The following is a 17,816-nucleotide window of genomic DNA, read 5'->3' as shown; positions in this document are numbered from 1 at the left end:
CCTTATTGAAAAACTAAATATTCAATCAATTTTATCATTAGATTACAAAAAAAGGAATCATCTCTTTATACTATTCTATAACGATGCAAAAAAAGAACGCTTAGTCACCTAAGCGTTCCTTTCTTTAAGAAGCTTTCTTCAAATCAATTTGAGCAAGTACTGGGTCATGGTCGCTTACACGTCCGTGCTCTTTCATTATATTTGAGTTTAAGTGCACTGGATCTACAATTGTGTGTGGTGCGATATTATTTGTTACTAAAATATGATCTAACACTTGTGCATTTCCTTCGTGAATGTACGTGTAACGATTCTCTTTTGGCACTGTGTTTAACATATCTTTTAAGATTGTTCCCTCTAGTGTTTTTAGTGGTTTAGAGAATTCGAAATCGTTCATATCACCTAACACGACAACTGGTGCATTCGTATTCTTTTTCTGAATTCCTTGAACGAAATGATTTACCTCTTGTGCTAACTGAATTCGTTTGTCTTCACTTTTTAATACGAGCGGCTGCACTTTTCCAAATGGCGTTGCATCTCCTAGTTTTGAGTTTAAGTGATTTGCAACGACAACAATGTTTTGTCCTTGGAACGTAAATTCTGCCGCTAACGGTTTACGTGTACTTTCAAATAATGGATTTTCGTCTCCAATACGAACAACATTTTTATCAAGTAACTTTGGTACCGTCGCTAATTTCACGCGTGATGGATTATAGAAGAAGCCGACGCGAATATTCGCTCCTGGTGCTCCTCCGTCTTGATTATTGTTTGGAGCGATTTCTACATACTCATACTTCGGTCCACGAATTTCTAGCACTGCATCAATGATACGTTTTGCGCTTAATGACGCATCTGTTGTACCGTCATTAATTGATCCGTTATTATCTTGCATTTCCTCTACACCGATAATATCTGGCATTTTTAAGTTGTATTTAATAGAATACGCTAACGCTTTTACCTTTTCATCTGTTGTTTCTTTTTTATTCGCTGAGAAGTTTTCAATGTTATATGTAGCAACCGTTAACTTATCAAGACGTGGCTGAATATTTGCGCCTACTTGCTTAAATCCACCATCCACTACAGCTGGCAGTTCTGTTATTGGCGAAATACGGAAAGAACCGTAATCATATCCTACTACCCCTGTTATATCTCCAGTGAAAGTATCTCCTACTTTTGCTACATAATCACGAGGTACTTTTACAGAAAGGCGCTCTGGGTTTAATTGATTTTCATCTAATAGAGGTGTGCCATATTGTGTTACTACTTTATCTCCACCATTTTTTACTGTTACATATAAATTTCCGTTTTTCTGAGGTGCAATAATTTTTGGTGTTGGCATCGTAACACGCATACCTTCTATACTTTCATAAAAGTCGATTGCATCTTCATTTGGATCAAATAAACCGAATGCATCATTATCAATAATCTGGTCTGGGATTTTCACACCGTTTTCCCCAAGTACAATCGGTGCCGGCAAAGATTGATCTTTTGCGATTACAGCAACGCGACTCGCCTTAATTTCTGTCGTCGTTAAGTCTGTTTCAAATCGCTCTGCATATCCTGGTCCAACATATTCTTCTACTACTCCATCAACTTGAATAAGATCTCCTACTGCTACATTCGCATCTTTTTTATATACGTACATACCTTCTGAAGTAGCTGAATCATTATCCGGCTGATTATCTTCTATATAAAAGCCGTTTTTATCAAGCGCTGTGACAACGCCTTCCACATTGTTTACTTTCTTCCCGTTGTAAGGAGACATATGTGATTTTCCTTGAATGTCATGAATACGAACCTGTTCATTATTTACGATAATAAATGAAAATGTCGAAATTGCTGAAGAAGTAAGTCCTTCTTTTTCTGCGATTGCTTTCACTACACTATTTTCATTCACTATAATTTGTCCATTATAAAGAACGCTTTTATTAGTAGGATTAGAGCCATCTAACGTATAGTAGATTGTTGCGCCTTCTGTATTCGTCGTTAATGTTACCGCTGTTCCTTTAGCAACTTCTCCGCCGTTCGGTGAAGCTACTACATCGCTAACACGATTCTGTCCTTCACCTTGAAACTTATAAGCTGTTACTGATTTTAGGCCTGGGTTACTAAAATATAATTCAAGAGTCCCAGTCAAACTAACTTTCTTCCCGATATTTTCAGGGTGATCTTTTACATTCACTGCCGTTCTCACATCACCTTTTGGCAACTGAACGGGCATGATTTTGTCTGGATTCGTTTCGTTTGGCGAATCTGCAATTGCTACGTTTGTATCATCAAACTTAGCTGGATCCTTCGTATATTTAGAAGAACTTTGCGTATATCCGACAATATAGCCTTCCACAATCCCCTTCGTTTTTCCTTGCTGCTTAAATACTTGAATTGCTTTTTCTACTGACATAGAAGCAGTTTCTTCTGCTTGCGCTAAAGTTCCAGTAAATGAAAGCAATAGCAAGAATGATAAAAAGACGCTTAACAATTTCTTCACAGCCATTTTCCTCTCCCTATTTCATATTTTCTCAGCATTTCTATCATAACAAATGATTCGTTATATAGAACTATTTTTCGACAAATTTTACAAAAGATTTATTTAATTTACAAGCTTTCAAACTATAATACAAAATAATAATTTTACACCTTCTACAAATGCACTCTATAATGTTAGAGAGAGAAAACAGAAAATATCGACATTTGATTGGCATGTAAAATGGATTCATTTGAATAGGAGTGATTGGATGGAAGTGCAAACAGAAACATACCGCGCAGCTATGAATGGAACATTAGAACGTCATTTTTCAGATATGATTGCCGTTATACCAACTAGAATTACAATTGAGCAGTTAAAACAACGGCTAGAAACTATCGCTACTAAAGTTGATGAGTTAAAAATTGTTTATAGTGATGAGACAAGCCTTATTGTTGAGTTACATATGGATGAAACAATCATACCGTATGAACTGCATATTGATGAGGCGAATGACCCAGAAGAATATAAAATGTACAATAGACAAGATTCTACAATCGTAGATCGTAATTTTGAAGATGCGGCTTTCGGTACTGAAATTTTCACTCGTACGCTATTTGTAGGCGATGTACTCGACTGCTTTTTCCAGCAAATACAATTTTTATGGAACCTCGCCCCAGATTTGTTATTTGTAATCGATTCAAGTGCAGCAATGAAAGTGATATCTAGAAACTATATTGAATATCACGTTGAAAATGAATTATTACCTGACATTCCTGACTTATACGTTATTCATTCCGTTTATGAAGACGATAAAGAAGGCGAGCCTACGCAATATTGGTTTCATACACACGGCCTTTTAAGAGCGGGCGTAACTGAAATAGAGTTAATTATTCCAAATCGTATTTCTTCCTACTACGGCATTGGCGATCTCTTTCAAACATTTGCTAATAATGCCGTTGAGAATGGACAAGTCCCTATGAATGAGCCTATCGTTATCGCGCATAGTCAGCAAGGTTCTATACATACAGTCGCTGTTCCGTGGGAGAAAGGATTATCTTATATAGGGCATAAAACGAGTATGGACCAATTATCTTCAATCGAGGATGAAGAAGTGAAATTACAGCCAATAGATGCACAAAATACATTCTTAGGCGGAATGGATGCCCGAGATGAATACCATCAATCTCCATCCGTTCTCTTATTCAAATTTAATACTTCAGAAGAATATATTGAAAGTTTTTTCAAAGAACACGAGGAAGCTACAGGGCTCATGTTCTATAAAACAAATAGTGAAACCGATCGTATGGCTTATAATGCGAAAAATACTTTCGGGTATTTCAGCAACATTTTTCAAATTGAAAAATCCAATGAAGAGTTTCGTTTTCTCGCTAAGTTTGGTGTTTCCTATGAAGAGGGTAAAAGCGAACATATGTGGTTTGAAATGCAAAACATTACGGAAGATTTCATTCAAGGAATACTCATTAATGAACCATATTTTATAGAAGATATGAGTGAAGGAAATAGTTATCATTTAGATTTTGATAACTTAACAGAGTGGGTTATTTATGCAGGAGATGCTGTTATAAAGCCAAATAACTTATATATGTTTATTGGCGAATAAGTATTTTATATAATAAACGAAACGCCTTCAATATGATTGAAGGCGTTTCTTATAATTTATTGTGCGATTAATTCAGCATCTATTACTTTCTCCAAATGAGATAATACACGCTTTGCAGCTTCCTCACCTTGATTCATACAGTCTGGAAGTCCAGCACCAGCATAGGAGCTACCTGCCAAGTATATACCTGGCAACTCTTTCTCCATAAATGTTGTGAGCTTTTTCATTCGCTCGTTATGGCCCACTGTATATTGAGGCATCGCTTCTTTCCAGCGACTTACGATTGTAAACTCTGGATCCTCTGTAATATCCATCGTCTTCCTTAAATCTTCTAGTACGAGCTGAACGAGTTCTTCTTCAGTTTGTTCTACAACCGCTTCATCACCAGCACGTCCAACGTAACAGCGAAGGAGTGTTTTTCCTTCTGGCGTTGTATGTGGCCATTTTTTATGCGTCCACGTACATGCTGTAATGGTGTAATCGCTATTTCGTGATACGACAAATCCTGTACCATTAATATCGCGCTGGATTGCAGACTTTTGGAAAGCAAGTGCCACATTCGCAACGGATGTGGATGGAATATTACGGAAGAAACGAAACTGCTTGTACTGAGCAAACATGGACGGCAATACTTTATGCGAAGTTGCCACTACGATGGCGTCCGCTTCTATTTCTTTTCCGTTACTAAGAGTAATCGTATAACCATCACCCTGTTTCGCAACTTTTTCAATGCGAGTTCCCTTTATTATCGTACCTTCATGCATCTTTACTTCGAGAGATTTTACGATAGATTCTAAACCTGTTTTCACTGTCTGGAACATTCCCTTTTTCGGTTCAGCTCTCTCTTCTTTCGGAGCGAGCGTACGCATACCGAGTGAAATACTGCGATGTTTCTGCTCAATTTGATACATTTGCGGGAATGTTGACATTAAGCTCATTTCATCAATATCCCCTGCATAAATACCCGATAGTAACGGCTCTATTAAGTTTTCAACCACTTCGTTTCCAAGACGATGTCTGAAAAATTGTCCGAGTGATTGGTCAGATACTGGCTTTGACCTCGGCATTAATAGATCAAAGCCAGCTCTTAGTTTACCAATTGGGGAGAACAGCCCGGAAAATAGAAACGGCGTAATTTGCGTTGGAATTCCCATCATTGATCCATTCGGCATTTTATGTAACCGATTGTTTACAAGGATAAATGATTGACCGGCTTGATTATTTACAAGTTCATCGCCAAGACCTAATTCTTTCACTAATCTAGCTGCACTTTCTTTTCGTGCTAAGAAAGAATCTGGTCCGCGCTCAATTGTAAATCCATCTTTTCGAACGGTTTGAATTTTTCCGCCAAGTTTACCCGATGCTTCTATAAGTAATGTATCAATCGGCAAGTTTTTTTCATGAATATTTTTTTGTAAGTTATACATTGCTGTTAATCCAGTGATGCCTCCGCCGACGATCACAACTTTTTTCCTCAAGCAGGCTCCTCCTTTCTTCTTACAGTACAGATTCTTTTTTCTTTAATACAACATCTGTTAAACAATCAATAAATGCCTCCGATGCATTTGGCATTTCTGGACGATAATATTTTGCACCAATTTCATCCGTTACAACTTTACACTCAAAGTCGTTGTCATATAAAACTTCTAAATGTTCCGCAACAAATCCAACTGGTGCATATACGAATGAAGTATAACCGTGCTTTTCATTTAGTTCTCTCGTTAAATCTTGTACATCTGGACCAATCCAAGGATCTGGTGTGTTTCCTGCACTTTGCCAGCCTACTGCATAGTTTGCTACTTCAGCTCCGCGCGCGATATAGTCCGCTGTTTCATTTAATTGATCTGGATATGGATCGCCCATTGCAATAATTTTCTCTGGTAAGCTATGTGCAGATACGATTAATACTGCTTTTTCACGCTCTGCATCTGACATACCGTTATATATACCTTTCACTGCATCGACCCAGTACTGGATGAATTTCGGCTCTTTATACCAGCTATCAATGCCATGAATTGTTAAGTTTCCAAGTTTCTCAGCTTCTTCTTGTGCTCGTCCAACGTATGATTTCACGCTAAACGTAGAATAGTGAGGTGCAAGAACAAGTGCGATTGCATCTTGTATTCCGTCGTTATGCATATCTTTCACCGCATCTTCAATAAACGGTTCAATATGTTTTAAGCCAAGATACATATGGTACTCTACTTCATCTTGTACTTCATTTAAACGCTTCTCTAACTTCTTAGCTTGCTCTAATGTAATAGTAGCTAAAGGAGAAATACCACCAATTGCACGGTAACGCTCTGTTAAATCTTCCAGCATTTCAGGACTTGGCTTTCTTCCTCTACGAATATGTGTATAGTAACGTTCAATATCTTCTTCTTTATATGGCGTTCCGTATGCCATTACAAGCAAACCAATTTTCTTTTTCATACAGCAATGCTCCTTTACTTCGCTAACTGCCCTTTAGAGTATTCATGAATAAATGTAGTTAAACGTTTTAATGTATCTGGATTTACTTCTGGGAATACACCGTGACCTAGGTTAAAGATATAACCCGGCTGTTTCATCCCTTGATCTAAAATACCTTTTACATGTTCTTCAATAACAGACCATGGTGCAAGTAAGAATGAAGGGTCCATATTACCTTGTACCGCCTTATGAACGCCCCGTGCACGTGCTTCTTCAATCGGTAAGCGCCAATCTAAGCCGACTACATCAAGCGGTAAGTCGTGCCACTCATTCACTAAGTGTGCAGCTCCTACGCCGTGCATAATCATTGGAACACCCATCTTACGAACTTCTGCAAAAATACGCTCCATTGCTGGTTTAATAAATACGCGATAATCCGCTACATTTACTGTTCCAACCCAAGAATCGAAAATTTGAACTGCTTTTGCTCCTGCGTTAATTTGCGCTTTTAAATATGTAATAACCATATCTGCTAGTTTATCCATTAAAGCGAACCAAGCTTTCGGCTCTGCATACATGAACGCTTTCGTATTATGGTAGTTACGAGATGGACCGCCTTCAATCATATAGCTCGCTAATGTAAATGGAGCTCCTGAAAAACCGATTAACGGTACGTCTAACATTTCTGTCGTTAATAAACGAATTGTATCTAGTATGTACGGTACGTCATCTTCTGGATTGATTTCCCCTAGTTTTTCTACGTCTTGTAAAGAACGGATTGGGTTATCGATAACTGGGCCAATACCTGATTTAATTTCTACATCCACACCAATTGCAGGTAGTGGTGACATAATATCTTTATAAAGAATTGCTGCGTCTACGTTATACTGATCAACCGGCAATTTTGTAACGTAAGCACATAACTCTGGATTGTGTGTAATTTCAAATAAAGAATACTTTTCTTTAATCTTTCTATATTCCGGCTGTGAACGACCTGCTTGACGCATATACCATGCTGGTACATAATCGGTACGTTCCCCCCTACATGCTTTTAAAAATGTCTCATTTATAGTTCTTACCAAGACCCTTGCTCCCTTCCTTACCAATGCTTCGAATACGTTCGATATTTATCTTTTTTTACTATACAGCTTGTAAAAACAAAATGCATAATATTATGTACGTTGTTCATTAAATTGACACAAACATTCTTAAAAACGCTTACTATTTTCACAACATTCTTATTATAACACAGAGAAAAACTATGGTTTAGCTACTTTTGACTTTTCTCCTTCACGATTCGTTTGTGTATTATATGGTACAACGTAAAAGCTCGGTTTTGAAAATATGTTAACGAACTTTTCCTCATATTCCCCAGCACCATTTACAGTGCTAACATGCGTATGAATTCCGTTCTCCACTCTATAGATTCGGTACATAATTCTGTTATCTGGAAGTGGCGTCCAGCTTAATTTTGCTTTAAATAAACCGAAAGGGCTAAATGATAATTTCATTTTTACATCTTCAATTTTGCGCAGCCGAATCGGAGCGCCGATTGTTTCCACACCTTCAGGCTTCATAAACTTCTCTTTATGTTCTACATTAGCCTTCGTTAAAATTTTCTTAAACAATTTTGTCGCAGATGCACTTTCTCCTTGCAACTGATGCTCCTTATCCGTGCGGTCATAACCAATCCAAACAGCGCCTACTAAGTTTGGTGTATAGCCGACGAACCACATATCTCTTGCTCCCTTATCGTCATTTGGCAATGAAGTTGTACCCGTTTTTCCAGCTAACGCACCGTTATATACACCAACTCTCGCTGTTCCTTCCTTCACAACTCCTTCTAACATTTTCGTCATATACCATGCTGTCTGCTTCGAGAAGATTTTTGTCTCTACTTTTGGAGATTCCCCAATGACTGCACCGTGTCTATTTAATACTTTATCAATAACGTGCGGCTCGATAATATTTCCATTTGCTAAAAATGAACGATACATTTTTACAAGATCAAATGTTGAAACGCCATTTTTCAATCCGCCAAGCGCTGTACTTAAACCAGCATCTGCAATATGAACATTCCCTTTTTCTAAATATTGCTTTCCTTCTTCTACCCCTAACTCATTTAATAAAGAAACTGCCGGTACGTTTGCCGACTCTAAAATCGCATCATACATCGTCATTTCTTTTGAATACTCATGATTATAATTTCGAGGTTCATACCCTTCAAAAGAATTTCTTTCATTCGTTAATAAAGAATACGGATTATACTTTTTCGTTTCTAGTGCTGGTGCATAAACGATAAGTGGTTTTAAAACAGATCCAGGCTGCCTTTTGGCAAAAACACGATTAAATCCTCTCGGGACGTACTTTCTTCCCCCAATCGCCGCTTTAATCCCTCCCGTACGATTATCCATTAATAAGAAAGCACCTTGCGCCCCCTCTTCTTTCCCAGGGAAATTCCTTGCATCTTGAAACTGGTTATATGCTACCTTTTGAATCTTTTCATCCATAGGTACGACAAACGTATATCCTCCGCGAAGTACTTCTTGATGAGACAATCCGTATAAACGAGCGGCTTCATCTATGACCATATCAATATACGGCATATATGCAAGCTCATTCTCATCTAAATTTTTATATAGAGCAATTGTCTTCCCTTGATAACGAACGCTTTCTTCTGCAGTCAAATAGCCTTGTTTATGCATAAGTGACAACACTAGATCACGGCGTTCCTTACTCTTCTCTGCAGAATAGTACGGTGAATATCCGTTTGGTGACTTCGGAAGGCCTGCAAGCATTGCCCCCTCCTCTACTGTTAAATCCTCAACATTTTTATTAAAATACAACTTTGCTGCCGCTTGAATGCCGTAAGCCCCATGACCAAAATAAATATGATTCATATACATTTCAAGAATTTGTTGCTTCGTATATTTTTGCTCTAATTGAAGAGAAATTGCGACTTCCTTCAATTTGCGCGTAAATGTTTTTTCACGAGTTAAAAAGACGTTTTTAGCGAGTTGCTGCGTAATGGTACTACCGCCCTCTACCTTTTCTCCAGCTAACGTATCTTTATAAAGAGCACGGAATATAGACGGATAATCAATCCCTTGATGCTCATAAAAACGAGAATCTTCCACCGCAACAAACGCCTGCTGCACATACTTCGGAATTTGCTCGATTGGTACGAGCTCTCTATTTTCTACGTATAATTTCGTAATTTCTTTCCCTTTCTGGTCAACGATACGTGATGAAGAGTGGAAAACGAGCTGCTTTTCATCCATCATATAGCCACCAGCTAACACGATAAGTTTATAGATTACAATCGCTACTACGAACGTTGCGACGCCGCCTAATAAAGTCCACTTTACTTTCTTCATACATCGTCCTTCTTTCCAAATGATGGTACATTTATTATTTGAAAAAGAAGTATCTTTATGTATATAATCTTCGAAGTTTTTTAAGAGAGTTGATATAATAGAAACAAACTATTAAGGGGGCATTAAAATGAAGGCTATTATTTCATACGAAACACCTCTAGAACAAGCACATTTCACTGCAAAAAATGATGAAAAAAATATGTTTTATAAAGAAAATACAGAAGAATCTGTAGAAGGTTCACTTCAGTATGACGTACTAGATGCTGTCGGTGAATTTAAAGGACAACCTGGCTATATCGTTTGTAACAACATTTCTGTCACAGACGAAGGTCGCCCTGTATTTGAAAACCGTTTTAAAAACCGCGCAGGCCTTATTGAAAACGAACCAGGATTCCAAGCGATCCGTGTTCTACGCCCATTAAGTAACGATACATACGTCATCTTAACGATGTGGGAAACAGAGCAAAACTTTAAAGACTGGACAGAATCACGTTCATTCGAAAACGCTCATAAAAAACGTCCCACGCAAGCAGAAGGACAAGCTCCAGCGCATCCACATGCGGAACAGCAAAAGAGTATTTTCTCTCGTCCATCTTTTGTGACTACTTTTGATGTGTTAGTTTAATTAAAACATAATACAACACTAACAGTACGTGAAATTATATTAACGATTTTCCGAATATATCTATCATATCTTTGAATATATCAACGATTTTCCGAATATATCTATCACATCTTGAAATATATCAACGATTTTCCGAATATATCTATCATATCTTGAAATATATCAACGATTCGACTAAAGATATCCATTTAATAACAAAAAGGAAACACCATTACACACCGGTGTTTCCTTTTTCTTTGTACCAATTATATATACGAAGTGAATCTTTTTTTCTCATATGCTTTACTTCATAACCCCGCCCAGCTACCGCTACAAGAGTTGTACATAATTCATCTTTTCTTTGAAAATACGATTGATTATAACCTACTGCTTGAACATGTCTTCTTCGCATTATTCCTGTATATTTCGAAAAATTACGATATACAACCGTTAGTTGATTTTCTCTTAATTCATAACCGCCACTTTTATATCTAGCATACGCAAGTAACGAAAACACGATAAATAACGGTAAAATAACAAACAACGCAATATATTGTTTAAAATATATACTCACGCTGGCAATTAGAACTGTGAGTATGATACTTATTAACCAGCCCATAATGAAATAACGACGCAACGCTGTTTTTGGTAAGTAAACGATCTCCGCTTCGATTTCATATGGTAACTCTAAATATGTGATCAGGTGCTGTACATCTTTTTTCTTCATAAATGGATGCAACATTACTTCGTTACTTGCTGCTCCAATACTTTGAATTGCTTCCACTTCAACAGCACAATAGCCAAACGGCTGGCGAAGCATACCTTCTTTTACAGTAATCGCTTGAATGCGGTGCAATTTTAAGACAAACTCTTTCTTTTCAAATAATCCTTGAATGATACGAATCTCTTCCCCTTTTCGCTCAATTTTAAAGTTTGCATATTTCAACACATATCCAGCCGTGGAAATAATCCACGAAATTGCCATTAAAATTAATGCAATTACAATTAGTTTATAAACACCGTTTCCCATCACATACGCTTCTACTTTACTTGTGAATCCTTCAGGAAGAACAAAATCAAACTTTGTGTAAAAAAGTACTAGCCCAGAGAACACTAGTCCGAACCGACCAGATGTAATCGCTGCGGCTAAAACCTCTTTCGCTGTTAACTGATAAACCGTCTTGCTTTCTTCCTCTTCTATTTCTTCTTTTACAGTAGTTTCTTTCTTATGTAATAAAGAAATTAAATGTTTTGCCTCGTCTTCTTTAATACCAGCCAACATCACTTCTGGTTCATTACCACCACCGGCTACTTCTATATTTAACTTCATAAGTCCGAGCATTTGATAAATGATGTTAGAAGACGTACTAATATTTTGTACACGCTCTTTATTTAAATAGCTTTCCTTCTTTACAAAAACACCGTGCTTTATATGTAAAATATTATTCTCAATCCAGTACACTTTAAAATACCATTTAATTGCTGAAAAAATAGCCATGATGAATAAAACAACCAGAAGAAAAAGATAAAATAAATACCAAGGTTCCACTTGTTCATCAGGTTTAAATAAAACAAGAATAATAAGTGGCAACAAACTCGCAATCCTAATACCTAACAATATCGTAATCGGATGTTGCCTCTTATACATCCTTATCACTCACTTTCGCAAGTTCTCCAATTTGTCTTTTCAGCTGTTCTGCTTCTTCTTTCGTTAAACCTGGAATACTATGAGAAGTTGCGGCTGTTGAAATATGTAATTCTGCTAAATTATACTTTCTCATGATCGGCCCTTGCTCAATCGTTACGTGCTGCACACGGATCATCGGAATAAGTACGCGTTTTACAACAAACATTCCCTTTTGAATCTCAATCTCTTCTTCATTTAATCTGTAACTATAATAGCGTTGACGTAAATTTGGAAACACAAAATAATCAAGGGGAATAAATGTAATAGCTCCTGTTACTAATAGTCCGAACAACCAGCCCCACCAGTTAAAGTTAATCATAAAAAAGAAATACGCAATTACGACTGTTAGTATAACTACCGCCCCAATTAAAGCGTGCATCCTCCACACTTTCAGCATATTAGAATGAATCTCCCTTTCTAACGGCTGCATCTCATCACTCCAATTCTATGAATTTATTACTTATATATTATCAAAAAATAAGGTTTTATATACATTTTTGTAAATTTATAGTCAAATAAAAATAGTTGAATCAAAAGCATATTAAAGAAACACATACCTCAGTTTTGAAAATTATGTATTATAAATATGAATTATATTGAACTAAAATAAACCTTACATGATTCATGCAAGGTTTATCGTTTTATACACAATATATTTCATTATTGTTGAGATATACTAGCATCGCTTTCAATTCGCTTTTCTTTTTGGCTTAGTTTTTTATCTTTAGATTTTTTTAATGTTAAAGTCATGCCAATAAAAATAAAAAGAATTCCTGTTATTTGCATTAAAGTTGGACGGAATCCAGTAAGTACAGTATCTAATAATATTGCCACTGCCGGATCTAAAAAAACTAATATTGAGATGGTTTTTGTAGATAAATAGCGTAAACTATCAAAAAACAGATAATATACTATCCCTGTGTGAATAAAACCAGTAGCTATAATATATGTCCAATTACTTTGAGTGAGGCCACTAAAAGCATCTAAATCTATAAATGGTATTAAAAGAAATATCCCCAAGAATGTTTGTAAAAATGTCATTGCATACGCACTCATTTTGTTAATCCCTTTACCAAATAAAGTTGTAAATGCATAAAAGAGAGCCGCAAGAAATCCCCATATCATACCTGAAGACATTAATGAGCCGACAGAGAAGCTTCCATCAATACCAGCAATTAATAAAGCTCCTGCAAAACACACAATTATTGAAATGATAGATATGAATGTTAATTTTTCTTTAAAGACGATACTTCCAATTAACAGTACAATTACTGGTGCAAGATGATAAACTGATATAGCAATTGTAACTGACATATTTTCAAAGGCTTTAAATAAGAAAACCCAATTAAATACTAAGAAAAAGCCACATATTAAAACTTGAATAACTTCTTTTCGTTCCCATTTATCTTGTTTATATTGCCCTGTAAGCAACCAGCATACACTTAAAAATATTGTCGCAAAAATACACCTTACAAACACTAATTCAAACGAAGGTAAGTTTGTTTGAACCGAAAAAAATCCAACTGATCCAAAGATAACCATTGATGCTATCATCTTTAAGGCCGGTACCGTTTTCTCTTGCTTAAAACTCTTTTGAAGCAAATTAATCCCCCTCCAATAAAAACTCGGTTTATAGTGAGAAAAACACCAGCCTAAAAAAAGGACAGGTGCTTTTCCTCAAAAACACTCAATTATAAATTTTTCCCAGCAGTCCAACCACCATCAATTACAAAATTAGAACCAGTAATAAAGCGGGCCTGATCAGAAATCAAGTACTCAATACATGAAACAATATCCTGCGGCAACCCCCAAGTATCTAAAGATTGATTACTTTTTATCATAGACATCAAGGCTTTATTACTAAAGTATTCTTCTGTAAGTTCAGTTCTAATAACACCGGGAGAAATACTATTTACCCTTATATTTTGCTTCCCAAATTCCATAGCCATCTGTTTAGTCAATCCGATTAAAGCATGCTTTGATGCAACATAAGCAGCTCGCTCTGGTTCAGCCATTAATCCAGAAACCGATGCTATATTCACAATACAACCTTTTATTTTCGATTCACACCATCGCTTAGCTACTTCCCTAGAAAGGATAAATGGGGCTACTAAATTTACATCAATTACTTTTTTAAACATATCATCGGATAAATGTAAAACAGGTGTTATCTCTCGAATACCAGCTGCATTTATTAATATATCAGGAGAAAGCTTTTCTAAATCTAATTGAGTAAAAAGATTATGAATCGCTTCGCTATTACTTAAATCAATTTGCACTACTTTCAAAGGCATATCTGTTTTCATATAATCTATTAAATTATTATTATTAATATCAAGCGCTATTACATAAAATGATTTTTCTAAAAAGTATTTTATACAAGCATGACCTATACCGCTATTGGCTCCAGAAATCATAATTATTTTATTCTCTCTCATTTTGTCTCCTTATAAGAAAATGTTACTAATAAAATATCACGAAAAGCCTCCGTACTACATTCTGTTCCAAGTGGCGTTACGGCATGGAAGACCTTTTGTCCAAATACTAAAGTTTCTAAAGGCTCCTTCAAACTTATAAACTGATTAATTTCCCGAGGAGAATTAGCTATTAAATTATCTCCACCAATAGCTGTATTACTTAAATTCATAAGGTGTAAAAATACTACTGGTTCATCATCTTTATGTAACCAAATAGGTGAACTAAAAGATGGTCTTTCTTTAGTAGCTTTATATCTTACTTGATGTAAACCTATAATTAAGTCTTTACTTGTATCTATTATATTTGTTTTAAATGCAAATTCAGTATCGAAACGCACGATATTTTGAATTAAAGGATTGCATAAAAAGCTATCATTTATGCTATTGAACTGTCTAACTTTCCCGCCATCGTCATAGTTATATTCTTTAGATTGGAAGTAATCATTACTATTATCTAAAATATAATCTGGTGAATCAACATACTTTATATACCTTGAATAAGATCTAGCACGGCATTCACCGTACGCATCATCTTCCAAATTATAATAATCTAACTGTGCTTGTGTTAATAAACGATGATTCTCTTCCTCTTGTAAAAAGATTTCATTTGAGATTTCAAGGAATCCTTTAGATTCAAATTCATGTACCTTTTCTTCTATGCTAAACCCATTCATTTTACTAAGAACAAACGTCATTATAAAAACCTCCACACTATTGTATTTTTCTATCTCACCCTATGTTAGAAATGCAATAAGTAACCGAGATTCTTGCTTAATAAAATTTAAAATTATGATATTCAATTAATACACCAAATGAAATATATGTAATTCATTAAAATTATTTATTAAGCAATATTATATATCCTTTTGGGTATTTTTTCTAATTATCTGAAGATTTATCAACATTAGTCTTAATATTCGAAATTAAAGAAATGGATTTTTCAGAAAGATAAAACTGCGCGTATTGCAATTATTTATGTATATAACTTTTTTAAAAATTATATTTTAAATATAGCTAGTTTTTTATAAATTTTTTGATATAATTACATACGGGAAAAGGGAAGAATTTTGTCTTCCCTTGTGTTTTTATTTGCATCTAGTACTTTTGCTAGATGCTTTTTTTATGCTAAAAAAGGTATCCTCAAATACTTTGAGGATACCTTTTCACCTTTATTATCTCTGCTGTTTTCTACCTAATACGAGTAACCCAAAACTCATCATTACAAGAAGTGCTCCCATATATGGTTCCACAGGCATTTTCTGCCCTGTCTTCGGTAATTCTTTTTCAGGTTTCTCTGGATTCGGTGTCGCTGGCTTTTCTGGATCTGGTGTTCCAGGTTTTTCTGGATTCGGTGTTCTAGGTTTCTCCGGATCCGGTGTTCCAGGCTTTTCTGGATCTGGTGTTCCAGGTTTTTCTGGATCTGGTGTTCCAGGCTTTTCTGGATCTGGTGTTCCAGGCTTTTCTGGATCTGGTGTTTCTGGACCTGGTGGTGCTAAATGATTCAATTTGTTTAATACTTCTAATTGAACTGCATTTATCATTCCATTTGTAATTTCAAATGGAATTGGATTAGTTAATTTTTCATATCCCTTTGGTGCTTCTACTTCTACTAGTGTGTAGTTACCTACAGATAGATCTGTGATTTTTGCCTTTCCATCTTTATCTGTTGTTACTTTCACTACTACTTTTCCCTTTTCATCATGAACTTCAAACACAGCTCCTGATAAGACTTCCTTGCTTTCAGCGGCCATTTTTGTAATCTCCACTGCACCTTTGTCTAACTGTTCGTTCTCTACTTTCAATGATAAGACTTTTGTCATACCTTTTGTAATTTCGAATGATACTGGTTCCGTTAACTTTTTGTAACCTGGTAAGCTCTTCGTCTCTACTAATTTGTATTTTCCTACTGATAGATCTGAAACGTTTGCTTTTCCTTCTTTATCCGTCGTTACTTTCGCAACTACTTTTCCTTTTGAGTCACGTACTTCAAATACAACATTTTCTAATGGTGCTTTACTGTCTTTATCTATTTTTGTGATTTCTACATTCCCCGTATCTACCATTTCATTTTCTACAGTGAACGCTAAAGATTTTGTCATACCTTTTGTAATTTCAAATGGTACAGGCTTTTCTAATTTTTTGTAGCCTGGTAAACTCTCTACTTCTACTAGCTTGTACTTTCCTACTGATAAATCTGAAACTGTTGCTTTTCCAGCTTTATCTGTCGTTACTTTCGTTACTACCTTGCCTTTGTCGTCTTGTACTTCAAAGACTACACCTGCTAACGGTGCCTTATTATCTTTATCTATTTTTGTAATTTCTACATTTCCCGTATCTACCATTTCATTTTCTATTTTTAATGATAGAACTTCTGTCATACCTTTTGTAATTTCAAACGATACTGGTTCTGTTAATTGTTTGTAGCCTGGTAAGCTTTCTTTCTCTACTAATTTGTACTTTCCTACAGATAAGTCTGAGATTTTTGCTTTACCATTTTTATCTGTTTTTACTTCTGTTACTACTTTTCCTTTGTCGTCTTGAACTTCGAAGACTACGCCTTCTAATACTTTTTGACTATCTTTATCTACTTTTGTGATTTCTACTGAACCTTTGTCTAACTGTTCATTCTCTACTTTTAATGATAAGACTTCTATCATACCTTTTTTAATTTCGAATGATACTGGCTCTGTTAGCTTTTTGTAGCCTGGTAAGCTTTCTACTTCTACTAGTTTGTAATTCCCTACAGATAGATCTGAAATTTTCGCTTTTCCTTCTTTATCTGTTTTTACTTTCGTTACTACTTTGCCTTTTTCATCTTGCACTTCGAATGTTACGCCTTTTAATAACGCGCCACTTTCTTTGTCCACTTTTGTAATTTCTACTGAGCCTTTATCTACTAATTCGTTCTCTACTTTTAGTGATAAAACTTCTGTCATACCTTTTTTAATTTCAAACGATACTGGTTTCGCTAGTTTTTTATATCCTGGTAAGCTTTCTACCTCTACTAGCTTATATTTTCCTACTGGTAAATCTGAAATTGTTGCTTTTCCTTCTTTATCTGTTGTTACTTTTGTTACTACTTTATCTTTTTCATCTTGCACTTCGAATGTTACGCCCGCTAATACTGCGCCACTTTCTTTGTCTACTTTTGTAATCTCTACTGAACCTTTATCT

At 35.6% G+C, this 17,816-nt stretch carries 13 protein-coding genes; 2 read left to right on the top strand and 11 right to left on the bottom strand.

All coding sequences use genetic code 11. The features are described 5' to 3' along the window. Positions 1–124: 124 nt before the first annotated feature. On the bottom strand, positions 125–2,491 hold the full coding sequence (locus ACTFN4_RS26760) for a DUF6359 domain-containing protein (RefSeq protein ID WP_137396444.1): 2,367 nt from the start codon (positions 2,489–2,491) through the stop codon (positions 125–127). A 241-nt stretch (positions 2,492–2,732) separates the two neighbouring features. On the opposite strand from ACTFN4_RS26760, the gene ACTFN4_RS26755 reads away from it, so the two are divergent. After that, complete coding sequence (locus ACTFN4_RS26755) at positions 2,733–4,085, top strand: DUF4026 domain-containing protein (RefSeq protein WP_137396443.1); 1,353 nt, start codon at positions 2,733–2,735, stop codon at positions 4,083–4,085. 56 nt (positions 4,086–4,141) lie between these two features. Here ACTFN4_RS26755 and hemY read toward each other — a convergent pair whose 3' ends face one another. The 4 genes from hemY to ACTFN4_RS26735 form a co-directional block, all read right to left on the bottom strand. Then, a complete protein-coding gene (hemY, locus tag ACTFN4_RS26750; protein ID WP_439963075.1) occupies positions 4,142–5,563 on the bottom strand; it encodes a protoporphyrinogen oxidase in 1,422 nt (473 codons plus the stop codon). 19 nt (positions 5,564–5,582) lie between these two features. Next, positions 5,583–6,518 carry a ferrochelatase gene (hemH, locus tag ACTFN4_RS26745; RefSeq protein ID WP_000726779.1) on the bottom strand — a complete coding sequence of 312 codons (936 nt, stop codon included), beginning with the start codon at positions 6,516–6,518 and terminating at the stop codon, positions 5,583–5,585. Between the two features lie 14 nt (positions 6,519–6,532). Next, entirely contained in the window at positions 6,533–7,579 is a 1,047-nt protein-coding gene (gene hemE / locus ACTFN4_RS26740; RefSeq protein ID WP_000252605.1) for a uroporphyrinogen decarboxylase, read from the bottom strand. 177 nt (positions 7,580–7,756) lie between these two features. After that, entirely contained in the window at positions 7,757–9,874 is a 2,118-nt protein-coding gene (locus ACTFN4_RS26735) for a transglycosylase domain-containing protein (RefSeq protein WP_000756286.1), read from the bottom strand. A 127-nt stretch (positions 9,875–10,001) separates the two neighbouring features. Here ACTFN4_RS26735 and hmoB point away from each other — a divergent pair, with 127 nt between their 5' ends. Continuing rightward, positions 10,002–10,499, top strand: coding sequence for a heme-degrading monooxygenase HmoB (gene hmoB, locus ACTFN4_RS26730; RefSeq protein WP_000644062.1), 498 nt, complete (start codon positions 10,002–10,004; stop codon positions 10,497–10,499). A gap of 211 nt (positions 10,500–10,710) precedes the next feature. Here the strand turns inward: hmoB and ACTFN4_RS26725 are convergent, their stop codons facing one another. The 6 genes from ACTFN4_RS26725 to ACTFN4_RS26700 all read right to left on the bottom strand — a co-directional run. Then, positions 10,711–12,126 (bottom strand): PH domain-containing protein, encoded by a 1,416-nt coding sequence (locus ACTFN4_RS26725; protein ID WP_439963074.1) that lies wholly within the window; start codon positions 12,124–12,126, stop codon positions 10,711–10,713. Continuing rightward, positions 12,119–12,595: a PH domain-containing protein gene (locus ACTFN4_RS26720; RefSeq protein ID WP_001182728.1), complete on the bottom strand. Its 477-nt coding sequence runs from the start codon at positions 12,593–12,595 to the stop codon at positions 12,119–12,121. Before ACTFN4_RS26720 ends, ACTFN4_RS26725 begins: the two co-directional genes overlap by 8 nt. Positions 12,596–12,825: 230 nt before the next feature. Next, positions 12,826–13,767 (bottom strand): DMT family transporter, encoded by a 942-nt coding sequence (locus tag ACTFN4_RS26715; protein WP_000939625.1) that lies wholly within the window; start codon positions 13,765–13,767, stop codon positions 12,826–12,828. A gap of 89 nt (positions 13,768–13,856) precedes the next feature. Continuing rightward, positions 13,857–14,603 (bottom strand): SDR family NAD(P)-dependent oxidoreductase, encoded by a 747-nt coding sequence (locus ACTFN4_RS26710; RefSeq protein ID WP_001208949.1) that lies wholly within the window; start codon positions 14,601–14,603, stop codon positions 13,857–13,859. Beyond that, on the bottom strand, positions 14,600–15,337 hold the full coding sequence (locus tag ACTFN4_RS26705) for a 2OG-Fe dioxygenase family protein (protein WP_000144813.1): 738 nt from the start codon (positions 15,335–15,337) through the stop codon (positions 14,600–14,602). The genes ACTFN4_RS26710 and ACTFN4_RS26705 overlap by 4 nt, the downstream gene beginning before the upstream one ends. 477 nt (positions 15,338–15,814) lie before the next feature. After that, positions 15,815–17,816: MSCRAMM family protein (locus tag ACTFN4_RS26700; protein WP_439963073.1), on the bottom strand; the 2,002-nt coding region annotated here is incomplete at its 5' end.

This window comes from Bacillus cereus group sp. MYBK95-2 (assembly GCF_051915225.1).
GTDB lineage: Bacteria > Bacillota > Bacilli > Bacillales > Bacillaceae_G > Bacillus_A > Bacillus_A cereus.
The sequence above is the reverse complement of the archived record's forward strand: the minus strand, read 5'-3'. Positions and strand labels throughout refer to the sequence as shown.